The sequence below is a fragment of the Reinekea forsetii genome (genome assembly GCF_002795845.1).
Taxonomy (GTDB): domain Bacteria; phylum Pseudomonadota; class Gammaproteobacteria; order Pseudomonadales; family Natronospirillaceae; genus Reinekea; species Reinekea forsetii.
In genome coordinates, this window is record NZ_CP011797.1 from 2,602,028 (window position 1) to 2,620,100 (window position 18,073).

The window sequence follows — 18,073 nt, forward strand, 5'->3', positions numbered from 1 at the left end:
GTAAGCAACTGTTATTGACAAGGGCTTACGATGGCGAGCGCAGCTATTAAAACAGGTCGCGACAACATAGGTCGGGTGATGACGCAACAACAGATCGAACTCCGCGAACACTTTGCCAATCAGTTGGAAAAGGTCGCGCAGAGCCAAGACACACGTGCTTTTGAAGCGATCTATACGCATTTTTCGCCGCTTATAAAGTCGTTTGGAATTTCATCTGGCTTGAGTTATCAGGGCGACCATTTGCCAGAAGAACTGGCCCAAGAGGTGATGTTGTCTATTTGGCGCAAAGCCCACCTCTTTGATCGCCGCAAAGCAGCCCCCTCCACCTGGATATTTACTATAGCCCGGAATCAGCGTATCGATATCCTGCGCCGACTTCGTAAATATCAAAATGACCTCAATGCAGACGATGTATGGGAGCTCACCAGCGATACTGATTTGTTTGGCGAAATTCGTGATACCCGAATTCAAAAAAACGTCAATCGTGAGTTGCGCCATTTGCCGCCGGAACAAAAACAGATTGTAGCCAAGGTTTTCTTAGAAGATAAGAGTCATCAAGAGGTGGCAAACGAATTGAATTTACCACTGGGTACCGTCAAGAGCCGGGTTCGGCTGGCGATGCAAAAATTAAAACTAACCATGGGGGTAAATGAACTGTGACTCTATGGCATCCAAGTAGCGATAAGTTAATCGAGTTTTCCAGCGGCGTCGGCTCAGCTGCGATGAACATTGCTGTGTCGGCCCATCTGCATTTTTGCAAAGATTGCCTGCGACAGGTCGTCGAATATGAAAGTGTCGCTGCGGTATTATTCGAGCAGCAGGCAGAAGTCACAATGGCCAAAGACGGTTTTGAGACCCTGATGGAGCGTATTGTCAGACAACCGGTATCGAGGCCTAGCACCACGCGCGTTGTACCATCTCGCTTTCCCCCGGTGGTGGAAAAGCTAATGGCCCACGGCACTGACGCGCTGTGCTGGAAGAAGCCGATGAAAAATTTACGCGTAAGTCAGTTATTAACCGACGAACAGGGGCTGACGCTTGGTCTGCATCATATGAAGGCAGGTTGTCGAGTGCCGCAACACACCCATCGTGGTCATGAAATAAGCTTGGTGATTGAGGGTGGCTTTTCCGACCAAATGGGATCCTATGGCGTTGGTGACTTCATTACCCTGTCGACCGAACATCACCACTCGCCGCAGGCTGATGCCGATGGTGATTGCTGGTTGTTGTCTGTGGTCGAGGCACCCGTCCGCTTAACTGGCCCCTTGGGCTGGATACTCAATCCATTTATCAAGGCCTAAGCAGGCTCCGGAGACAGCTTACCCTGTCTCCGGTCAACTCTCCCTCCTTGTTCCGACCACAGTCAATCAGGTCTGCGTGTTTAACTCCGGAAAGGTCTTAGACTGTTTATCGAGCACTTCAAACAGTGAATAGTAGGTCAGGCCGCTGTGCTTACTGAGGCCAATCTCGCAGGTCCGGCTGGTCGATACACCAAAGGCACAGTCACTGACCTGGGGCGCTAGGGTCTTCAGCGCTGAGGCATTGAGCTCTGGCTGCCTAAAACCCTTATCACCGGCAAAGCCACAGCAGGCAATCCCCTCAGGTTGTACCCAGTTCGGCGCAAGGTGCTTAACCACTCGCTGCATACTTTTTTCCAGACCCTGCTTTTGGGTACTGCAGGTCACATGGACGGCAACTCGTTCCGTGACCGGGTCGATATGCAATCGGTTTAAAAGGAACTTATCGATAAATTCACTGCTGTCATAAAGGTGAATACCCCTTTGCAGGGCCTGGTCGCGCAGCTGCAACGAACAGGGGCTGGTGTCGGACAGAACCGGGTAGCGACCGCCACCGGAGACTTCCCAGAGGGCGTCCAGCACTTCATTCATCATCCGCTGCGCAACTGCGCCGTGACCCTTGGCGTGAAACGGCTGGCCGCAGCACAGACCGCGGGTAGGCTGAGGGTAAACAACATGCAATTGTGCTTTTTTAAGCACGCTGCGCACCGCTGTCGGAATAGACTGGCGATCGTCGGTAATTGACTTACCCATCGATTGACTGACGCAGGACGCCCAATAGACGATGGTATTACTGGCCCCGGGGTCGACGCGCTCATTGCGCGCATATATGGGTTTAGCACGTCCTGGGGTAGTCGCCAGCCAGAGCGGAGTACGTTGCCCGGTCCAACCGCGCACCGCGCCCGACCAAGCCTCGAGGCGCGCAGCCCCCAAGATCCGTTGCGTCCCACTGGCCAACCACAATGCAGACCGGGTCAAACCGGCCAAAGCAGCATAATGGCGAGCTAACCCCTGTGCCAGCCAGCGATAGGGCTGATTGTTCTTGGCGCGAATCTTCAATACCAGACTGCCAGTGTTGATTCCCACTGGACAACGCACCTCACACAGCCCGGTTGCGGCACAGGTATCTACCGCTAGATGCTGGAATTGGGCGTCCCACTCGGCCGGTATCGGCTCTTGAACAAGCTGCTTTCGCGCCATCTCACGATAGACCGCGATGCGTTGGCGGGGGGTTAAACTGAGACTCTTACTCGGGCAAACGGGCTCACAAAAGCCACATTCGATGCAACTGTCAATGATCTCATCGGCGGGGGGCAGAGTTTTGAGATGCTGGATGTGGGCGTCCGGATCATCATTGATGATCACACCCGGATTCAAGATAGTACTGGGGTCCAGTAGTGCCTTAATCTGCTTCATTAGGCCGAAGGCATCCTCGCCCCATTCCAACTCAACAAAAGGCGCCATATTGCGCCCTGTACCATGCTCCGCCTTGAGCGACCCACTCAGATCGATTGCCACCATCTGAGTCACCGCAGCCATAAAGTCGCGATAGCGGGCAATCTCATCGGGCCGGTCGAAGGCCTGGGTGAAGACAAAGTGCAAATTGCCTTCTAAGGCATGGCCAAAAATAATCGCCTCAGAATAATTGAACCGGTCGAACAGTTGCTGCAGTCGATCGACCCCCTCGGCCAAACGATCGATCGGGAAGGCGACGTCCTCAATGATCACCGTCGTGCCGACCGGGCGCACGGCACCGACTGCGGGAAAGGTACCCTTGCGAATTTGCCAGTAACCATCGATCAGGTGCTGATCCGTTGAAAAGCCGGTATTGGCGAGCACTGCAACCGGCGCCAAGGCCGCCTCAACCTGGCTAATATTGGCCTGTAGGGTGGCCAGATCGACACCGCGGACGTCGATCAGTAACACGCCGCCCTTATCCGGTAGGGTATGGCTAAAGGCCGGCAGACCCGGCATATGCTGCACGGCGCGCAACGATCTAGCGTCGAGCAATTCCACCGCGTCGACGTTCACCGTTTTCAGTAAGGCGACCGCCTCGGCGCAGTGCTGTAAGTTGGCAAAGGCAACCATTGCGGAGGCGCGATGGGCGTGATCCTCAACCGTTGCCAGGCTAACCTCGGCAATAAAACCCAGTGTGCCCTCTGAGCCGACCATCAGATGCGCCAAAATATCGATTGGATCGCTGTAGTCGAGCAACGCATTGAGACCGTAACCGGTGGTGTTCTTGAGCCGATATTTATGGCGCACCCGTTGCACCAGTGGGTCATCGGCCAAGAGCTGATCGCGCAGCTGACCGATGCCGACCAATAGGTCGCTGTGGGTTGCGCGAAAGCGCTCAACACTATCACTGTCACGGGTATCAAGCAGCGCACCATCGGCCAGGATGAGGCGTAAACCCTTAAGGGTGTGATAACTGTTATGGCGGGTACCGCAGCACATGCCACTGGCATTATTCGCGACGATGCCGCCGACTTTACAGGCTTGGATGGACGCCGGATCCGGCCCTATCTTGCGACCATAAACGCCTAAGGCCTTATTGGCCGCGGCCCCAATGACGCCAGGTTGTAGATGGATTAGCTCACCGAGGGGCTCAATGCGCAAGCCGGACCAGTTATCGGTCAGCATAACCAGCACGCTGTCGCTTACGGCTTGGCCGGACAGACTGGTACCCGCAGCACGAAAGGTCATCGGCACCTCGTAACGAGCCGCGAGCAACAGTAGAGCGCTGATCTCACTTTCGTTGTCCGCCAAAACCACCAAGCGCGGCAACATGCGATAAAAGCTGGCATCGGTACTGAAGGCAAAACGCCGAAATTCGTCGCTGATGATTCGCTCACTGGGCAACAGTTGGTGAATCTCAGTCATAAAGGCGTCAAATTGCATGGCGGTTACCTTGGCTCGATGTAGGGTGTTGATCTGATCATAATGCCTAAAAACCAGTTAATTTGGCAGACAAGACCGTACTTTAGTCGCAATTAGGCGCTAAGCTGCTTGAATCGACCCCTATGAAGCCCGTATAAACCTATTACCCCTTAAGCGGTCAGACCAATTTGAATCGACTCCAGCAAGTATCCGATTATATGCTCCTACAACTGAGCGCAGGCCACTGGCATCCGGGCCAACGGATACCGTCGGAGCGACAACTGTCGGAGAGTTTGCGCCTCAGCCGCGCGACGGTGCGTGAAGCGTTGGTGACCTTGAAGCAACAGGGGGTAGTCTATAGCCTTCCCGGTAGCGGCCACTTTGTCAGCGATCCACAACCGACCGAGCGACTGATCATCGAGACGGCGCTGAATGAGCATTTCAGTCCCAGTCATGACGAATTGCGCGAATATCGTTTTGCGATTGAGGCCCAATGCGCCTTTCTAGCAGCGTCGCGTGCCACGCCGGATCAGCTTAAAGCCATCGAACGGGCCCATCGGCATTTAAAACACGTGCATCAGAAGGATGATCTAAAGGCTGAGGGCCTGGCCGATGCTCGCTTTCACCTAACCATTGCGGAGGCCAGTGGCAACCGAATATTGGCACACAGTCTGACCAGCCTGTTTGCCCTGCTGCGCGAAAACGTTACCCTCAATATTCGCTCCTTGGCGAAACGACCGGAGACTCGGCTGCGCCTGATGCGTCAGCATACTGCCCTATTTGAAGCCATCTATTATCGTAAGCCCGATAAAGCTCGGTCACTGGCCCAAGACCATATGGTGTTCGTCGATCGGATCTTGGCGGAATAGGCCTAGGCGATTGCCGGTCGTTCCATCTGGATATGCACGATACCGTCTTCGAGGTAGCTTTCACCCTGAGACACAAAACCAAATTGTTGGTAAAAACCGATCAGATAGTGTTGCGCGCCAATCCGAATCGGATAGTTCGCAAACAGCTGTTCACACTGCGCGATCGCAAAGGCCATGAGCTGTTGACCAATTTTTTGCCCGCGTTGATCGGCTCGATTAGCGACCCGGCCGATGGAACAGGCATCCGGATAAGACACCCCGGGCATCAGCAGACGGGCGGTGCCAACCAATTCGCCATGGCGATGGGCCAACAGATGCCAGGCCAAAGCATCCTTGCCATCGGCATCCTGATAAGCGCAGTTCTGTTCAACACAAAATACCGCAATGCGCAGTGCGAGCAGATCGTAGAGACTCTGGTTGTCGAGTCGATCAAAGGCCCGACATTGCAGTGACAAGCCGTCGGCTAGGGATGCGCTGCCGATCACAACGCGCCCTCGCCTTTCATTCGCTCAAGGGTATCGACAATCGCCTGGGTGTGCGCGTCGAACTCCAGGTTGATCAGCGTGCCCACCTGGGCCTGATCGAAGGTGGTCACCGCCAGTGTCTCGGGTATCAGATACACATTGAAGCGGTCAGCTTGAACCTCACCGATGGTCAGGCTGCAGCCGTTGAGACCAACGAAGCCCTTACTGAAGAGGTAACGACGTTGTTGAGGGCTGACGGCGAACCAAAGAATCCAATTATTGGCGGGCCGGTCAATAGCAATGAGGGCCGCCGTCGAGGCGACATGACCGGACATCAGATGGCCACCTATATCATCTCCCATGCGCGCGGCGCGTTCTACATTGACCAGGGCACCATCGTCCAGTTGACCAAGGTTGGTCGCGCGTAAGGTCTCCATCATGACATCGAAATACGCACGTCCCTGTTCGATCCGAGTCACCGTTAAACACACGCCATTCAAAGCGATGCTGGCGCCAGTCTGCAAATTATCTGCTTGGCGCTCGGTCAGGCTGATCGAAAAGGACTTAAATTGGTCGAGCGTCTGCTCTATTTTGAGTGCCGTGCAATTCTGTACGATTCCGGTAAACATGCCCGACTCCTATCGGTAGTGATTGATGTTCGTTTTACGCTATTTAGGGCACTAAGTTCAAGTCTAGATGGTCACCTTGCTAGTCAAAAGTCACTTGGACATCGTTTTTAGCGTAAAAGGCCGGTCGATCGAAGGCTTGCAGCTTGTTGTGGTCGATCATGCTGATCAGCTCGCGAATATAGGGCTCACCGCGAATACTGTAACCTTCCAGACCCCAAACGATAAAGGTGCTGTCGATCGGTATCTGCAGGTAGCGCAATTCGGAGCGAATTTGACGTAACGGTTGGTATTCTTGGTGGGTGTTTAGATTGCGAAAGTAACCGGCTACCGAGGCGTGAATCGAGGCAAACTTTTTTACCTCGTGCCGGGCACTGTTATCGCGCTCCGATGGCACCAAGCCGCAGCCCTCGCTAAAACACCATTGGCCGAATAGGTTATTACCTTCTACGGCAAATCGACTGGTGCCCCAGGCACTTTCATTCGCAGCCTGCGCCAACACCAAGGATGTTGGTAGGGTGTCGACCCGGTGATACAACGCACTGAAGAATGGCTTCGAACCGAGGGCTTCATCGACCTTATAATAATCTGCCAAATCGCTCATAAAGTTCGTTTGCCACCGACCAAGCTTATCGCCGCGCCGGATTTTAGCCTCGACGACCTTGAGCCAAGCCCGCTCGGCTTGTACCTTTTCGTTAATTTGCGCGACGATAGGCTGAAGGAATTCGAAAAAGGTCTGCTTCTTTTGGTCAACATCTTGAATACTGGCCATATCGGGCAAGTCGCTCTGCTCGGTGAGCACATAGGATGGCAGCGCAGATTCACTACATGCCTGGCTCGACACGATCGACAGCGATCCTAGTAGTAACATACCGACAGCATAAATTTTCAATTGACATGACACCTTTGTCGAGAATAAAGCGCGAGATTATAAAGTTAATTGATCAATAATCAACCAAACGCACAATTCTTAACAACTTTCGTGCTGCAATGACCCGACTGGCTTTAGCGACGATCTCGTCGTTGATCTGACGGGCGAATACGGATGGCTTGGCGTTTTGGTTGCAGACTGGACCAACCGAGATAACACACAGCGATAACAAGCAAACTTGAAAAGACCATAGACAACCCTCTTATGAATCAAACCTTTTTAACTATATTAGGCCGCAAAGCCGAATAACAACACAGAATGCCATAATATTATCTACCGGTGACCCATTGAGTGCCTTGCCTCGTGCACATCAGTTACCGCGCCTGGGCGGCAACACCGACGGAAAGGCACTGACATTGGTGCCTTTGGCATCGCTGATTTTCGGTGTTCCTTCTTTCTCGAGCTCATCGATACGCACAATCGCATGCATCGGCACGAAGGATCGGGTGACCCCAGCAAACTCTTGCTGTAGTTTCTCCTCACTGGGATCAACCACCAGTTGACTGCGTTCACCAAAGATCAGCTCTTCTATCTCGATAAAACCGTACATTTCACTTTGATATATATGGCTGCAATACACCTCATAGACCTTGTCCTGATTAACAAAGATCACCCGAAATACCGTCTTGGCCTGGTTAGTAGTCATTAATTTGCGTTCAGCCGGTCATTTAGAAGCCTTTGAGTCTACACATCGGCAGTCATTTTCACACAGATTGTTTCGATTTACGCTCGGGACAGGTACAATTGCGCGCCTAGAAAAACCACCTTTTTGAGACCCAATGACCCAGAAACTGTTTATTAAGACCCACGGTTGTCAGATGAATGAATACGATTCATCCCGCATGGCAGATTTGCTCGGCGACAGCCATGGCTATGAATTGACTCAGGATGAAAACGAGGCGGATGTGATTCTGCTCAACACCTGTTCCATTCGCGAGAGAGCCCAAGAAAAGGTCTTTCATCAGCTGGGTCGTTGGAAAAAACTAAAGGATAAAAAACCCGGTTTGAAAATTGGTGTTGGCGGCTGCGTGGCCTCACAGGAAGGGGATAATATTGCCAAACGAGCGCCCCATGTCGACCTGATTTTCGGTCCCCAAACCTTGCATCGCTTACCGGGCATGATCGACGCCAGCGATGCGGCCGCCAAACTGAGCAAAAATAATATTGCCCTAGTCGACATTACCTTCCCAGAAATCGAGAAATTCGACCACCTGCCGGCTCCCACAAGTGACGGGGTAAGCGCTTTTGTTTCTATCATGGAAGGCTGTTCAAAATACTGCACCTTCTGTGTTGTCCCCTATACTCGTGGTGAAGAAGTTAGCCGGCCGTTTGATGACGTGATTGCTGAGGTCGCTCACCTGGCCAGCCAAGGCGTGCGTGAAATTAACTTCCTGGGACAGAACGTCAATGCCTATCAGGGTATGCGTCATGACCAGCAGGAAGCCGATCTGGCCGATGTGATTGCCCTAGCGGCTCAGATTGATGGCATCGATCGGGTCCGTTTCACCACCAGTCACCCGGTCGAATTCAGTGACAGCCTAATCAATGCCTATACCCAGGTGCCAGAACTGGTCAGTCATCTGCATTTACCGGTGCAAAGCGGCTCGGACACCATATTGGCCGCCATGAAACGCGGCCATGTGGTTGAGGCCTATGTCGACAAGATGGAACGCATCCGCGCCAATCGGCCCGACATAAGCTTTTCATCCGACTTCATCATCGGCTTTCCCGGTGAGACCGACGCCGATTTTGCCGATACCATGAATTTGATTCAACGCATCGGCTTCGACCATTCCTTCAGCTTCATCTACAGCTCTCGCCCCGGCACACCCGCTGCAGAGCTACCCGATGACACCTCCACGGAGGTCAAGAAAGAGCGGTTACAGATACTGCAGCAACGCATCAGCCAACAGGCCGCCGCGATCGGCCGGCGCATGGTCGGCACGACCCAGATCATCCTGGTCACCGGTCGGTCCGATCGGAACCCTGAAGACCTCTATGGCCGCACCGAGAACAATCGCAACACCTATTTTGTGTGTGACGATTCAAGCGTGATTGGCAAGTTCGTCCAGGTCCGTATTACCGAAGCCTTCGCCAACAGTTTGCGCGGCGAAGTAATGCACGTCGATCTGGCCTATTGAAACTCGGTCTTAACCGGATCGTCTAGGTGGTCAGCACTCGCTAGAGTCTGGCCACGGTTTGTTCGCGGCAAGGTCGAAATGGTGTGGCAGATCAGCGCACGCCTTAAAGACTTTTTGACATGTGCGATCCGATGGGTATGCTTGAGCAAAAGTCATGAGGATTACAGCAATTTGAACACCCCACCCCCTGAAGGCAAGCCATTGGTGGCTTTATCAGAACGTCTATTCACGCTGGAACCCGACAATCCACAACGACTCGCAACCCTCTGTGGTCTGGCTAATAACAACCTAAACCAAATCGCCAGCCGGCTCGACATTGGTCTGTCCAATCGGGGAAATCGATTTCAGCTTACTGGCGATCCCGAACAGTTGATTGCGGCGGAAAACATTCTCAAACGCCTGTATCGCGAGACTAAGGGTGGCAAAGATCTGTCCCCCGATGCGATCCATCTGTTTCTGCAACCGTCCGAAGTTGACGCCAACCGCACTCGAACCGGCGCCAACAAGCTGCATGATGACAAGCTCTATCTAGTACACACCCCAAAATTGGTGGTGCGCCCGCGAGGCACTAATCAGAAGCTCTATGTCCACAACGTGCTCAATCACGATATCAACTTTGGTATTGGTCCGGCTGGCACCGGAAAAACCTATCTGGCGGTCGCTTGCGCCGTGCAGGCTCTATTGAAAGATGAGGTACGGCGAATCTTACTGGTCCGACCGGCGGTAGAGGCCGGTGAAAAGCTGGGTTTTTTACCGGGCGATCTTAGTCAGAAGATCGACCCCTATTTACGACCGCTTTACGACGCCCTCTATGATATGCTCGGCTTCGAAAAGGTCGCTCGGATGATTGAACATAATGTGATCGAGGTCGCGCCCTTGGCGTACATGCGTGGACGCACCCTGAGCCACTCCTATATTATTCTGGACGAAAGCCAAAACACCACCCGAGAACAGATGAAGATGTTTTTAACCCGTATTGGCTTTGGCTCCACCGCCATCATTACCGGCGACCCTACCCAGACGGACCTGCAAAAGGGTCAACCGTCCGGCCTAAAGCATGCTTTAGAGGTGCTCGAAGCGGTACCCGGCATTAGCTTTACCCATTTCCACTCCAGCGATGTTGTGCGCCATCCATTGGTGCAACGCATAGTTGAAGCCTACGAAGCCAAGGGGCAATGATGAATCTGACCCTCGATTTGCAACAAGCCAGCCAACAACCCAACCTGCCCTCCGAGGCGCAAGTGACCGGTTGGTTGGAAGCGGCCTTGGCCGGTCGACTGGACTCGGCCGAGATCAGCGTGCGTATCGTAGAGGAGGCTGAGAGCCAGGAATTGAACGGGCAGTACCGTGGCAAAGATAGCCCAACAAATGTGCTGTCCTTCCCGTTTGAACTGCCACCGGGCGTGCCGGCCGAAGAAATGAACTTCTTGCTCGGCGACCTGGTAATCTGTGCTGCCGTGGTCGCGAGTGAGGCGGCACAACAGAACAAGGATTTATATCATCACTGGGCCCATATGTTGATTCATGGGGCCTTGCATTTGCTCGGTTTCGACCACATTGAGTCGGTTGAAGCGGAACAAATGGAGCAGATGGAACGCGACATACTGGCGGGCCTGGACATTTCCGATCCATATAAGGGTGAATTTTGAGGATTAACGAGCAATGAGCGACGACCGACCGACGAGTAGGAACCCCGGTAAAAAATCATTTTTTGAACGTTTAGGAGATGCTTTTACCGGGGAGCCTAAAGACAGTGATGAACTGCTCGCTATTGTCCACGCAGCACACAAAAATGACATCCTGGATGATGATTCCTTACGCATCATTCAGGGAGCCATGAATGTATCGGACTTGCATGTCCGCGATATCATGATCCCCCGTTCGCAGATGGTCAGTCTTGAACTCGACGAGACCATCAAGCAATGGACCTCTAAAATCGTTTCCTCCGGTCACTCCCGCTTTCCGGTCTTTGGCCAAAATCCGGATGAAATTATCGGCGTTTTGCTGGCCAAGGACATGTTGTCGTTGAGTCTGAAAAACGATTTCAGCGAATCCGATATGCAAAAACAGATGAAAGGCATAATTCGCTCGGTGACCTTTGTGCCGGAAAGTAAGAGAGTCAATGTCCTATTGCGCGACTTCCGCTCAAATCGCAACCATATGGCAATCGTCGTCGATGAGTATCGGGGCATCGCCGGCCTGGTTACCATTGAAGATGTGCTCGAAGAAATAGTCGGTGAAATTGAAGACGAACATGATGATGAGGCGGTTACCAACATCACGCCCAATGGCGCGGGTGCCTTTATTGTCCAAGCACTGACCCCGATCGAGTCCTTCAATGAACACTTTAACACCGAGTTCAGTAATGAAGAGTTTGATACCATCGGCGGCATCGTAATGCATGAGTTTGGCTGCGTCCCGAAACGGGACGACACTATTGACCTAGGGGATCTCAAGCTTAGGGTCACCACCGCCGACAACCGGCGCGTGCGGGCCTTTGAGGTCAGCCCGCGCATCGACTAGCAAAACAAGCCTCCTCTGGAGGCTTTTTTTTGGCTATTTGACCCGTCCTGAAATAAGTTGACACCTTGGAGACTTATTTATGGAATCCTGTTCTAACACAGGCCGAAAGCGCACTCAGCGTGATTACACCCTGGCCTTTAAATTGTCAGTGGTCGACCAAGTTGAAAAAGGCGAACTCACCTACAAACAGGCTCAAAAGCGCTACGGCATTCAAGGCCGATCAACCGTTTTGGTGTGGCTTCGTAAGCATGGTACCTTGGACTGGACCTCTCAACGTGTAAAACCCCTCATGAATAAAGAAACCCCAGAACAAAAAATTAAACGGCTCGAGAAAGCCCTCAAAGACAAAGAAGATTACATTTACCTGATGGATGAAACGATCAAGCGAGTCGACCAGATTAAGGGGACCTCTTTCCGAAAAAAGTTCTTAGAGTTGTTGCCCGAGAAGCTCAAGCAAGAGGACGAATGACACTGGCTCGAAGCTGTCGTTTGATAGGTATTTCTCGACAAGCCATGTATCAAGAGCTTGCTCGAAAACGCCAAAAATCAACGGCGTTATCACCCGTACTGGACTGGGTATATACGATACGTCGTGACTTGCCGCGCTTAGGTGGCCGGAAGCTCTACCACCTTTTGCAGCCAGAGCTCCAACGGCAACAGATTAAACTGGGGCGGGATGGTTTGTTTACGCTATTAAGGCAGCATCGTCTCTTAATCATGCCGGCACGTCAGTACCGTAAAACCACGCACAGTAAGCATTGGATGCGAAAATACCCAAACCTGTACCAGGGAATGGCCATTGACCGACCAGAGCAGGCCTATGTGAGCGATATCACATACTTGGAAAGTCGAGAGGGGGTGCATTACCTCTCGTTGGTGACCGATGCGTATTCTCGAAAGATTGTAGGTCATCACGTCAGTAATGATCTGTCAGCGAAATCCGTGGTAAAGGCATTAGACCAAATGCTTATCGAACGACAGAGCAGAGAACGGGCCATTCATCATTCGGACCGAGGACTACAATACTGTTCTGAGCTGTATCAATCACGCTTGGCGTCACAAGGCATCACGCCTTCAATGACCACAGGCTACGATTGTTACCAGAATGCGTTGGCAGAGAGGATTAACGGCATTCTAAAAAACGAGTTCTTAATCCATCAATACAAAGACAAAGAGGAGCTGGAGCAGGTCGTGAAAGAGTCAATCGATGCGTATAATCACAAACGACCGCACAGCAGTTTGGGGATGCGAACCCCAGCAAGCGTGCATGAAAAAGCCAACTGAGATGCTCAGTTGGCTCAATAAAAACCGTCAACATATATTAGGACGGGTCAATTTAACCACCGAGAAGGGCTTGAAGATAACGATCAGCTTGGGCAATAGGGTTAGCGCACCGAGCAGTGCAACCCCCATGGCAAAGGCCGTCAACAGACCAAAATAGATGGTCGGCTTGAAGTTCGACAAGGCCAAAATGGAGAAACCCATGATGATGGTCACCGAGGTATAGAAGATCGCTTTGCCAATCGAATTATGGCTGCGTTTCAGGGCCTCGACATAATTGCCATCGTGAGCAAACTCAGCCTTAAAGCGCACTATATAGTGAATCGTATTATCGACCGCAATACCAATGGTAATGCTAGCGATAGTAATGGTCATAATATCCAGCGGGATGCCCAGCCAACCCATCATGCCGAGCACCAACATGGCGGCTAACAGATTCGGCACCATCGCAATCAGCGCGAGCTTCAAACTGCGAAACAGAATCAAAAACATCAACATAATGCCGAAAAAGACCCCACCCAAGGTGAGAATTTGGGACTGAAACAAACTCTGCAACATATTATTGTAGAGCACCATCATCCCGGTTAGCCTCACTTCACCAGGAGCAAAACCAAGCAATTCAACCGCATCGCGTTCAATTTGCTTGAGCAGCATGTCGCGCTGAAGGCCCTCACGCGAATCCAGGATGCGAACACTCAAACGGGCTTGATTGTCGGCCACCGAGACATAGGGATCGACCACAATAGCGCGAAACTCTTGCGGCACAACGGTGTAGAGTAACGCCAATTGGATATTGGTCAGCGGCACGCCATCGTTGAATTCTTCAGCGATCTCCATCATGGTCGCCAGCGACAGTACCTTGCCGGTTTGTGGCAGTTCATCCAAATAGCGATGAAGCTTTTTGATGCGCTCAACCTTATCGGTGGTGTACCAATATTTATCGGGATCGTCGATGCCAACAAAATCGTCCTCAAATGACCCGATGCCGTCCCCGTCCATGGTCAAAAAGTCCTCGTCGACAAATTCATCGCTGAAGTCATCGCTGAAGTCATCGACGGTTTCTGCCGGTAGATCGGTGTCCGCACTATTCGGGGCCATCTCTGGCGAAGCTACCGACACTGCGGGCGGAATGGTCTGGTCGCCAAAGGCGACGATCACCTCGAGCGGCGTGGTTCCACCCAAACGCTGATCGATGACCGTCATGCCCTGATAGATTTCGGTTTCCTCATCAAAGTAATCGATAAAGCTGTTCTCGACGATCAGACGCGAGATACCGATCAGGGTAAAGCCGGCAATGGCAACGCCGAGTAAAATAATTAAGCGGCCGTTACGCAAGGTAAAGTTCGCTAACATAAGCGGAACCGGTCCACCGCCTTCGACTTCTCCGGATTGGCGATGCTTACCAATTAACATCAACAGGGCGGGAAACAGCACAAAGGTCATCACAAAGGCGACCAAGATGCCCACCGTCATCATCCAACCAAAGTTTATCACTGGTCGAATACCACTGCTGATCAGCGATAAGAAGGCCACTGCGGTGGTCAAGGCCATGTACACGCACGGAATGGCAATGAGCCGCACCGTGGTCACCACCAGCTGGCGCTGATCCCAGGCAGGATTACGACGCAATAATTCACGATAACGAACGATCATATGAATGTTCATCGACAGGGTAAGGATCAACAGCAAAGAAATAAAGTTACTCGAAATCACCGTGACCGGCCAACGCCACCAACCAAGCAGTCCGAGCATCGCCAAGACCACTGCACTGGCGCAAACCAGCGGCAAGACCACCCAGCGCAGCTGGCGAAAGATAACCGCCAGCGTTAACACGATCAGCAGAAACACACCGGAACCGAACAGAATTAGGTCATTTTTTACAAAACGCACTATGTCGTCGGCGATCATCGGCACACCGCCCAGATGCAGTTCACCCTGCCCGCGATAGGTCGCGATAATGCCCCGGATCGTTTCAATGTCCTGATGCAGAAAGTCAGCCACATTGCGGTTGTGTTGGAAAATCAATTGATCGATCAGCGCCAGTTGTTTGGCCGCGCCATTTTTGGGCAGGTTGGCAACCTGCTGGCGCAGCTCGGTGCGCACGCTCAGCAAGTCTGCCTTGGCCTGATCAATGGGAAAGTTAATCTGCAGGGCAGTGGTATTGGCGTCCAGATTGAGTAATAAGTTCACGTAGAGCGGGCTATTGGCCAACTCTGTTTTGGCCAAAGCAACATCAACCTCAGGCGTTTCCAAGGTCTTAATGTTGGCCACGAGTTGCGCCATTGGCACCGGCGGATTGGCCAGTAGCGGCACATCCATCACCGTGACTACTGAAGCAACACGCGGCAGTTCGCGCAATTCATTGCGCAAGGCCGTTAAGGCACCGAGGGACTCAGCACCGAACAGGGGACCATTCGGAGTAAAGGTCAGAACTAGAAACTCTTGCGAGCCATAACGTTCCGACACCTCGCGAAAATACTCCAATGAGCTGTCATTTTCCAGCAGCAGGCTTTCGGCGGACGCATCGAGTGCAAAGTGGCGTGTCTGGTAACCTAAAATAAGTAACACGCAAACAACCCAGAAAAGTAACCAATGCGACTTTTCTGCTATTTGCCGTTCGTAAAACTGTTGACCTTTGAGCAACATAAACTGCGTCCTGTCTACTAATAACCAGCACAGCAGTTTACATGATAAAGCGAAAAGGTGGGATATTGGCCCTATTATTCGGGTAATTTGCGTCGATTGAAAATCCAGCGCGGAACCAATTGGCAATATTGTTGATAGCGACTGCCAAAACGTGCCTGAAGCTCGCTTTCTTCAACCTGAATATAGGCTTTGTACAAAAACAGGGGAAACAGGATGACCACGATCCACGGGCTCAAACTGCCAACCCATAGGGCGATACCGGCGATAATCAACACTAAACCCAGATAACTTGGATTGCGGGTAAAGCGATAGACGCCACTGGTGACCAGTATCAAGGTATCGGGTGCCGTGCCCAGCGGGAGTTGAGTCATACCCTTGAGGCGAAACTCGCGGTCGGCAAGGAGATTTAAGAGCGAGCCCAAGGCAATAGGGATCAATCCAATATAGTTAAAGGGGTAATGCAATAGGATCGCAAGGGGTTTAATAAAGTGCGCACTGAACACGCCCAACATCATCAAAAGCCCCAAAGCCGGTGGCAATATTGGCGGCCGTTCGTTCATAAGCTGTGCCCTGTAAAGAATGTCGCCAGTGTAAGGTGCTTAGAGCCAAATTTCAGCGGTCAAAAGTCACAATTGATCGCCCTTATCTCGCTCGCTTGGTTAGGCTTTGGTAACAATGACAGGATGGCTGATGGTCATTGACCATTCCCACCGCCTGCATAAAGGCATAGCAGATGGTCGGTCCGACAAAACTGAAACCGCTCTTTTTAAGGGCTTTGGACATGGCTCGACTTTGCGCTGTTTCGGTCGGCACCTCAGCCTGGGTCAGCCAAGCGTTGGTTACGGTTTGGCCACCGACGAAGGACCAGATGTAAGTCGAAAAATCCGTTCCACCTTGCTCAATGGCCAAATAAGCTGCGGCATTGTTAATGATCGAGCGAATCTTTAATCGATTGCGCACGATACCAGCATTGTGCATCTGCGCAGCTGCCTCGGCGTCGGTCATAGCCGCCACGCGCAGCGGATCGAAAGCAAAAAACGCCGCATCATAGTTGGCCTCCTTGCGCAGGATGGTAATCCAACTCAGGCCCGCCTGCTGACCGTCGAGGCAAAGCTTTTTAAACAGCTCTCGACTGTCGCGTTCCGGTCGGCCCCAAACGGTATCGTGATAATGTTGGTAGAGTGGATCAACACCACACCAGGCACAACGTTGCACTGCGTCCATCTTAGAGCACCACCAGGTTGTCGCGATGGATCAATTCAGGCTCATTGATAAAGCCCAACAGACTTTTTATCTGCTGCGTCGACTGACCCACAATTTTGGCGGCATCCTGGGCATCGTAATTAACCAAGCCACGAGCAAGGGTAAGCCCCTGCTCGCTCTTAACCGCGACGCATTCACCGCGCTGAAAGCTACCCTTAACCGAGACCACTCCCACAGCCAACAGGCTCTTACCCTGATTGAGCAGGGCGCGCGCCGCACCAGAATCGATAACCAGCTCGCCCTTCATCTGTAAGTGGCCGGCCAGCCATTGCTTACGTGCGACTAGGGGCGCCAAATCGGGTTCCAAATAGGTGCCGACAGACTCTCCCGCGCGCAACCGGGTGAGCACTCGATCAATGCGACCACCGGCGATCACCGTCACGGCACCAGAGCGCGCCGCCAGCTGGGCTGCCCGAATCTTGGTCGCCATACCGCCACGACCCAACTTACCGCCGCTGCCGGCGACTGCCACTAGGGCCGGATCGGTCGCTTGGGCATGACGAATAAGCGTTGCGTGTGGATTTTGGCGCGGATCGGCGTCGAACAACCCGTCCTGATCGGTGAGCAGAATAAGGGCATCCGCCTCGACCAAGTTGGCGACCAATGCGCCCAGGGTGTCGTTGTCGCCAACCTTGATTTCATCCGTAGTGACCGTATCGTTTTCGTTGACGATTGGGATCACCGCCATCGCTAATAGAGCACGCAAGGTATTGCGGGCATTTAGATAACGCTTGCGATCGGATAAGTCATCGTGGGTGAGCAAAATCTGTGCGGTATGCAACCCATAGGGTTGGAAGAGGTCTTCATAGGTTTGTACCAGCTTGGTTTGACCGACAGCCGCAGCCGCCTGCAGCAGTTCCATCGAGCCGGGCCGTTCGGTCCAGCCGAGTCGACTCATGCCAGCGGCTACGGCGCCAGAGGACACCAGAACCACCTCGATGCCGGCTAGTTTAAGCTCGGCGATCTGGGCGGCCCATTGTTCAATGCGCAGCAGGTCTAAGCCCTTGCCATCGTTAGTTAGCAGGGCAGAGCCGATCTTGACCACCCACCGGGTCCCGCGTGTCAGCGGCGTTGGTACCAAGGCTGTTTTCAATTCAGTTTCCTGTTCCAGTTAGGGTCCGCCGTCGACTTGGGCCGTTGTCCTGTGGTTC

17 protein-coding genes are annotated in these 18,073 nt (G+C 52.6%); 8 read left to right on the forward strand and 9 right to left on the reverse strand.

Going from position 1 to position 18,073, the window contains the following annotated elements:
• Window positions 1-78 precede the first annotated feature (78 nt).
• Both REIFOR_RS11945 and REIFOR_RS11950 read left to right on the forward strand, forming a co-directional pair.
• The gene (locus REIFOR_RS11945) at window positions 79-660 is read left to right on the forward strand and encodes a sigma-70 family RNA polymerase sigma factor (protein ID WP_158524372.1); all 582 of its coding nucleotides are present in this window, start codon (window positions 79-81) and stop codon (window positions 658-660) included.
• Complete coding sequence (locus tag REIFOR_RS11950; protein WP_100257777.1) at window positions 657-1,301, forward strand: ChrR family anti-sigma-E factor; 645 nt, start codon at window positions 657-659, stop codon at window positions 1,299-1,301. The genes REIFOR_RS11945 and REIFOR_RS11950 overlap by 4 nt, the downstream gene beginning before the upstream one ends.
• A 66-nt stretch (window positions 1,302-1,367) precedes the next feature.
• Here REIFOR_RS11950 and REIFOR_RS11955 read toward each other — a convergent pair whose 3' ends face one another.
• Window positions 1,368-4,199: an FAD-binding and (Fe-S)-binding domain-containing protein gene (locus REIFOR_RS11955; protein WP_100257778.1), complete on the reverse strand. Its 2,832-nt coding sequence runs from the start codon at window positions 4,197-4,199 to the stop codon at window positions 1,368-1,370.
• Window positions 4,200-4,366: 167 nt separating this feature from the next.
• On the opposite strand from REIFOR_RS11955, the gene REIFOR_RS11960 reads away from it, so the two are divergent.
• On the forward strand, window positions 4,367-5,047 hold the full coding sequence (locus tag REIFOR_RS11960) for a FadR/GntR family transcriptional regulator (protein WP_227003673.1): 681 nt from the start codon (window positions 4,367-4,369) through the stop codon (window positions 5,045-5,047).
• A 2-nt stretch (window positions 5,048-5,049) separates the two neighbouring features.
• Here the strand turns inward: REIFOR_RS11960 and REIFOR_RS11965 are convergent, their stop codons facing one another.
• From REIFOR_RS11965 to REIFOR_RS11980, 4 genes are all read right to left on the reverse strand, one after another.
• Complete coding sequence (locus REIFOR_RS11965) at window positions 5,050-5,532, reverse strand: GNAT family N-acetyltransferase (RefSeq protein ID WP_227003674.1); 483 nt, start codon at window positions 5,530-5,532, stop codon at window positions 5,050-5,052.
• On the reverse strand, window positions 5,529-6,140 hold the full coding sequence (locus REIFOR_RS11970) for a riboflavin synthase subunit alpha (RefSeq protein WP_100257780.1): 612 nt from the start codon (window positions 6,138-6,140) through the stop codon (window positions 5,529-5,531). The genes REIFOR_RS11965 and REIFOR_RS11970 overlap by 4 nt, the downstream gene beginning before the upstream one ends.
• A 79-nt stretch (window positions 6,141-6,219) precedes the next feature.
• Window positions 6,220-7,008, reverse strand: a complete 789-nt coding sequence (locus REIFOR_RS11975; protein ID WP_145980292.1) for a glucosaminidase domain-containing protein — start codon at window positions 7,006-7,008, stop codon at window positions 6,220-6,222.
• Window positions 7,009-7,378: 370 nt separating this feature from the next.
• A complete protein-coding gene (locus tag REIFOR_RS11980) occupies window positions 7,379-7,714 on the reverse strand; it encodes a DUF1820 family protein (RefSeq protein ID WP_100257782.1) in 336 nt (111 codons plus the stop codon).
• 133 nt (window positions 7,715-7,847) lie between these two features.
• On the opposite strand from REIFOR_RS11980, the gene miaB reads away from it, so the two are divergent.
• From miaB to REIFOR_RS12005, 5 genes are all read left to right on the forward strand, one after another.
• Window positions 7,848-9,209 (forward strand): tRNA (N6-isopentenyl adenosine(37)-C2)-methylthiotransferase MiaB, encoded by a 1,362-nt coding sequence (gene miaB, locus REIFOR_RS11985; RefSeq protein WP_100257783.1) that lies wholly within the window; start codon window positions 7,848-7,850, stop codon window positions 9,207-9,209.
• A gap of 171 nt (window positions 9,210-9,380) precedes the next feature.
• The gene (locus tag REIFOR_RS11990) at window positions 9,381-10,388 is read left to right on the forward strand and encodes a PhoH family protein (protein ID WP_227003675.1); all 1,008 of its coding nucleotides are present in this window, start codon (window positions 9,381-9,383) and stop codon (window positions 10,386-10,388) included.
• Window positions 10,385-10,858 carry an rRNA maturation RNase YbeY gene (gene ybeY / locus REIFOR_RS11995; RefSeq protein WP_227003676.1) on the forward strand — a complete coding sequence of 158 codons (474 nt, stop codon included), beginning with the start codon at window positions 10,385-10,387 and terminating at the stop codon, window positions 10,856-10,858. The genes REIFOR_RS11990 and ybeY overlap by 4 nt, the downstream gene beginning before the upstream one ends.
• Before the next feature lie 13 nt (window positions 10,859-10,871).
• Window positions 10,872-11,732 (forward strand): HlyC/CorC family transporter, encoded by an 861-nt coding sequence (locus REIFOR_RS12000; RefSeq protein WP_100257786.1) that lies wholly within the window; start codon window positions 10,872-10,874, stop codon window positions 11,730-11,732.
• 79 nt (window positions 11,733-11,811) lie between these two features.
• Window positions 11,812-13,016 (forward strand): IS3 family transposase gene (locus REIFOR_RS12005; RefSeq protein ID WP_405124660.1). Its coding sequence is split into 2 segments (ribosomal slippage): window positions 11,812-12,148 and window positions 12,148-13,016, totalling 1,206 coding nucleotides; the frame shifts between segments, so codons are not numbered across the junction.
• A gap of 27 nt (window positions 13,017-13,043) precedes the next feature.
• Here REIFOR_RS12005 and REIFOR_RS12010 read toward each other — a convergent pair.
• From REIFOR_RS12010 to proB, 4 genes are all read right to left on the reverse strand, one after another.
• Window positions 13,044-15,581 carry an efflux RND transporter permease subunit gene (locus tag REIFOR_RS12010; protein ID WP_227003677.1) on the reverse strand — a complete coding sequence of 846 codons (2,538 nt, stop codon included), beginning with the start codon at window positions 15,579-15,581 and terminating at the stop codon, window positions 13,044-13,046.
• A 152-nt stretch (window positions 15,582-15,733) separates the two neighbouring features.
• Entirely contained in the window at window positions 15,734-16,219 is a 486-nt protein-coding gene (locus REIFOR_RS12015; RefSeq protein WP_100257789.1) for a methyltransferase family protein, read from the reverse strand.
• Between the two features lie 82 nt (window positions 16,220-16,301).
• Window positions 16,302-16,883: a DNA-3-methyladenine glycosylase I gene (locus tag REIFOR_RS12020; protein ID WP_100257790.1), complete on the reverse strand. Its 582-nt coding sequence runs from the start codon at window positions 16,881-16,883 to the stop codon at window positions 16,302-16,304.
• A 1-nt stretch (window position 16,884) separates the two neighbouring features.
• Entirely contained in the window at window positions 16,885-18,015 is a 1,131-nt protein-coding gene (gene proB / locus REIFOR_RS12025) for a glutamate 5-kinase (protein WP_227003678.1), read from the reverse strand.
• Window positions 18,016-18,073: the final 58 nt, after the last annotated feature.

Excerpts from the sequence above, each read along its gene's own strand:
- REIFOR_RS11975 (WP_145980292.1), bottom strand. The coding sequence starts at position 7,008 with ATGTTACTACTAGGATCGCTGTCGATCGTGTCGAGCCAGGCATGTAGT.
- ybeY (WP_227003676.1), top strand. The coding sequence starts at position 10,385 with ATGATGAATCTGACCCTCGATTTGCAACAAGCCAGCCAACAACCCAAC.
- REIFOR_RS12020 (WP_100257790.1), bottom strand. The coding sequence starts at position 16,883 with ATGGACGCAGTGCAACGTTGTGCCTGGTGTGGTGTTGATCCACTCTAC.
- REIFOR_RS11955 (WP_100257778.1), bottom strand. The coding sequence starts at position 4,199 with ATGCAATTTGACGCCTTTATGACTGAGATTCACCAACTGTTGCCCAGT.
- REIFOR_RS12000 (WP_100257786.1), top strand. The coding sequence starts at position 10,872 with ATGAGCGACGACCGACCGACGAGTAGGAACCCCGGTAAAAAATCATTT.
- REIFOR_RS11945 (WP_158524372.1), top strand. The coding sequence starts at position 79 with ATGACGCAACAACAGATCGAACTCCGCGAACACTTTGCCAATCAGTTG.
- miaB (WP_100257783.1), top strand. The coding sequence starts at position 7,848 with ATGACCCAGAAACTGTTTATTAAGACCCACGGTTGTCAGATGAATGAA.
- REIFOR_RS11980 (WP_100257782.1), bottom strand. The coding sequence starts at position 7,714 with ATGACTACTAACCAGGCCAAGACGGTATTTCGGGTGATCTTTGTTAAT.
- REIFOR_RS12015 (WP_100257789.1), bottom strand. The coding sequence starts at position 16,219 with ATGAACGAACGGCCGCCAATATTGCCACCGGCTTTGGGGCTTTTGATG.
- REIFOR_RS11970 (WP_100257780.1), bottom strand. The coding sequence starts at position 6,140 with ATGTTTACCGGAATCGTACAGAATTGCACGGCACTCAAAATAGAGCAG.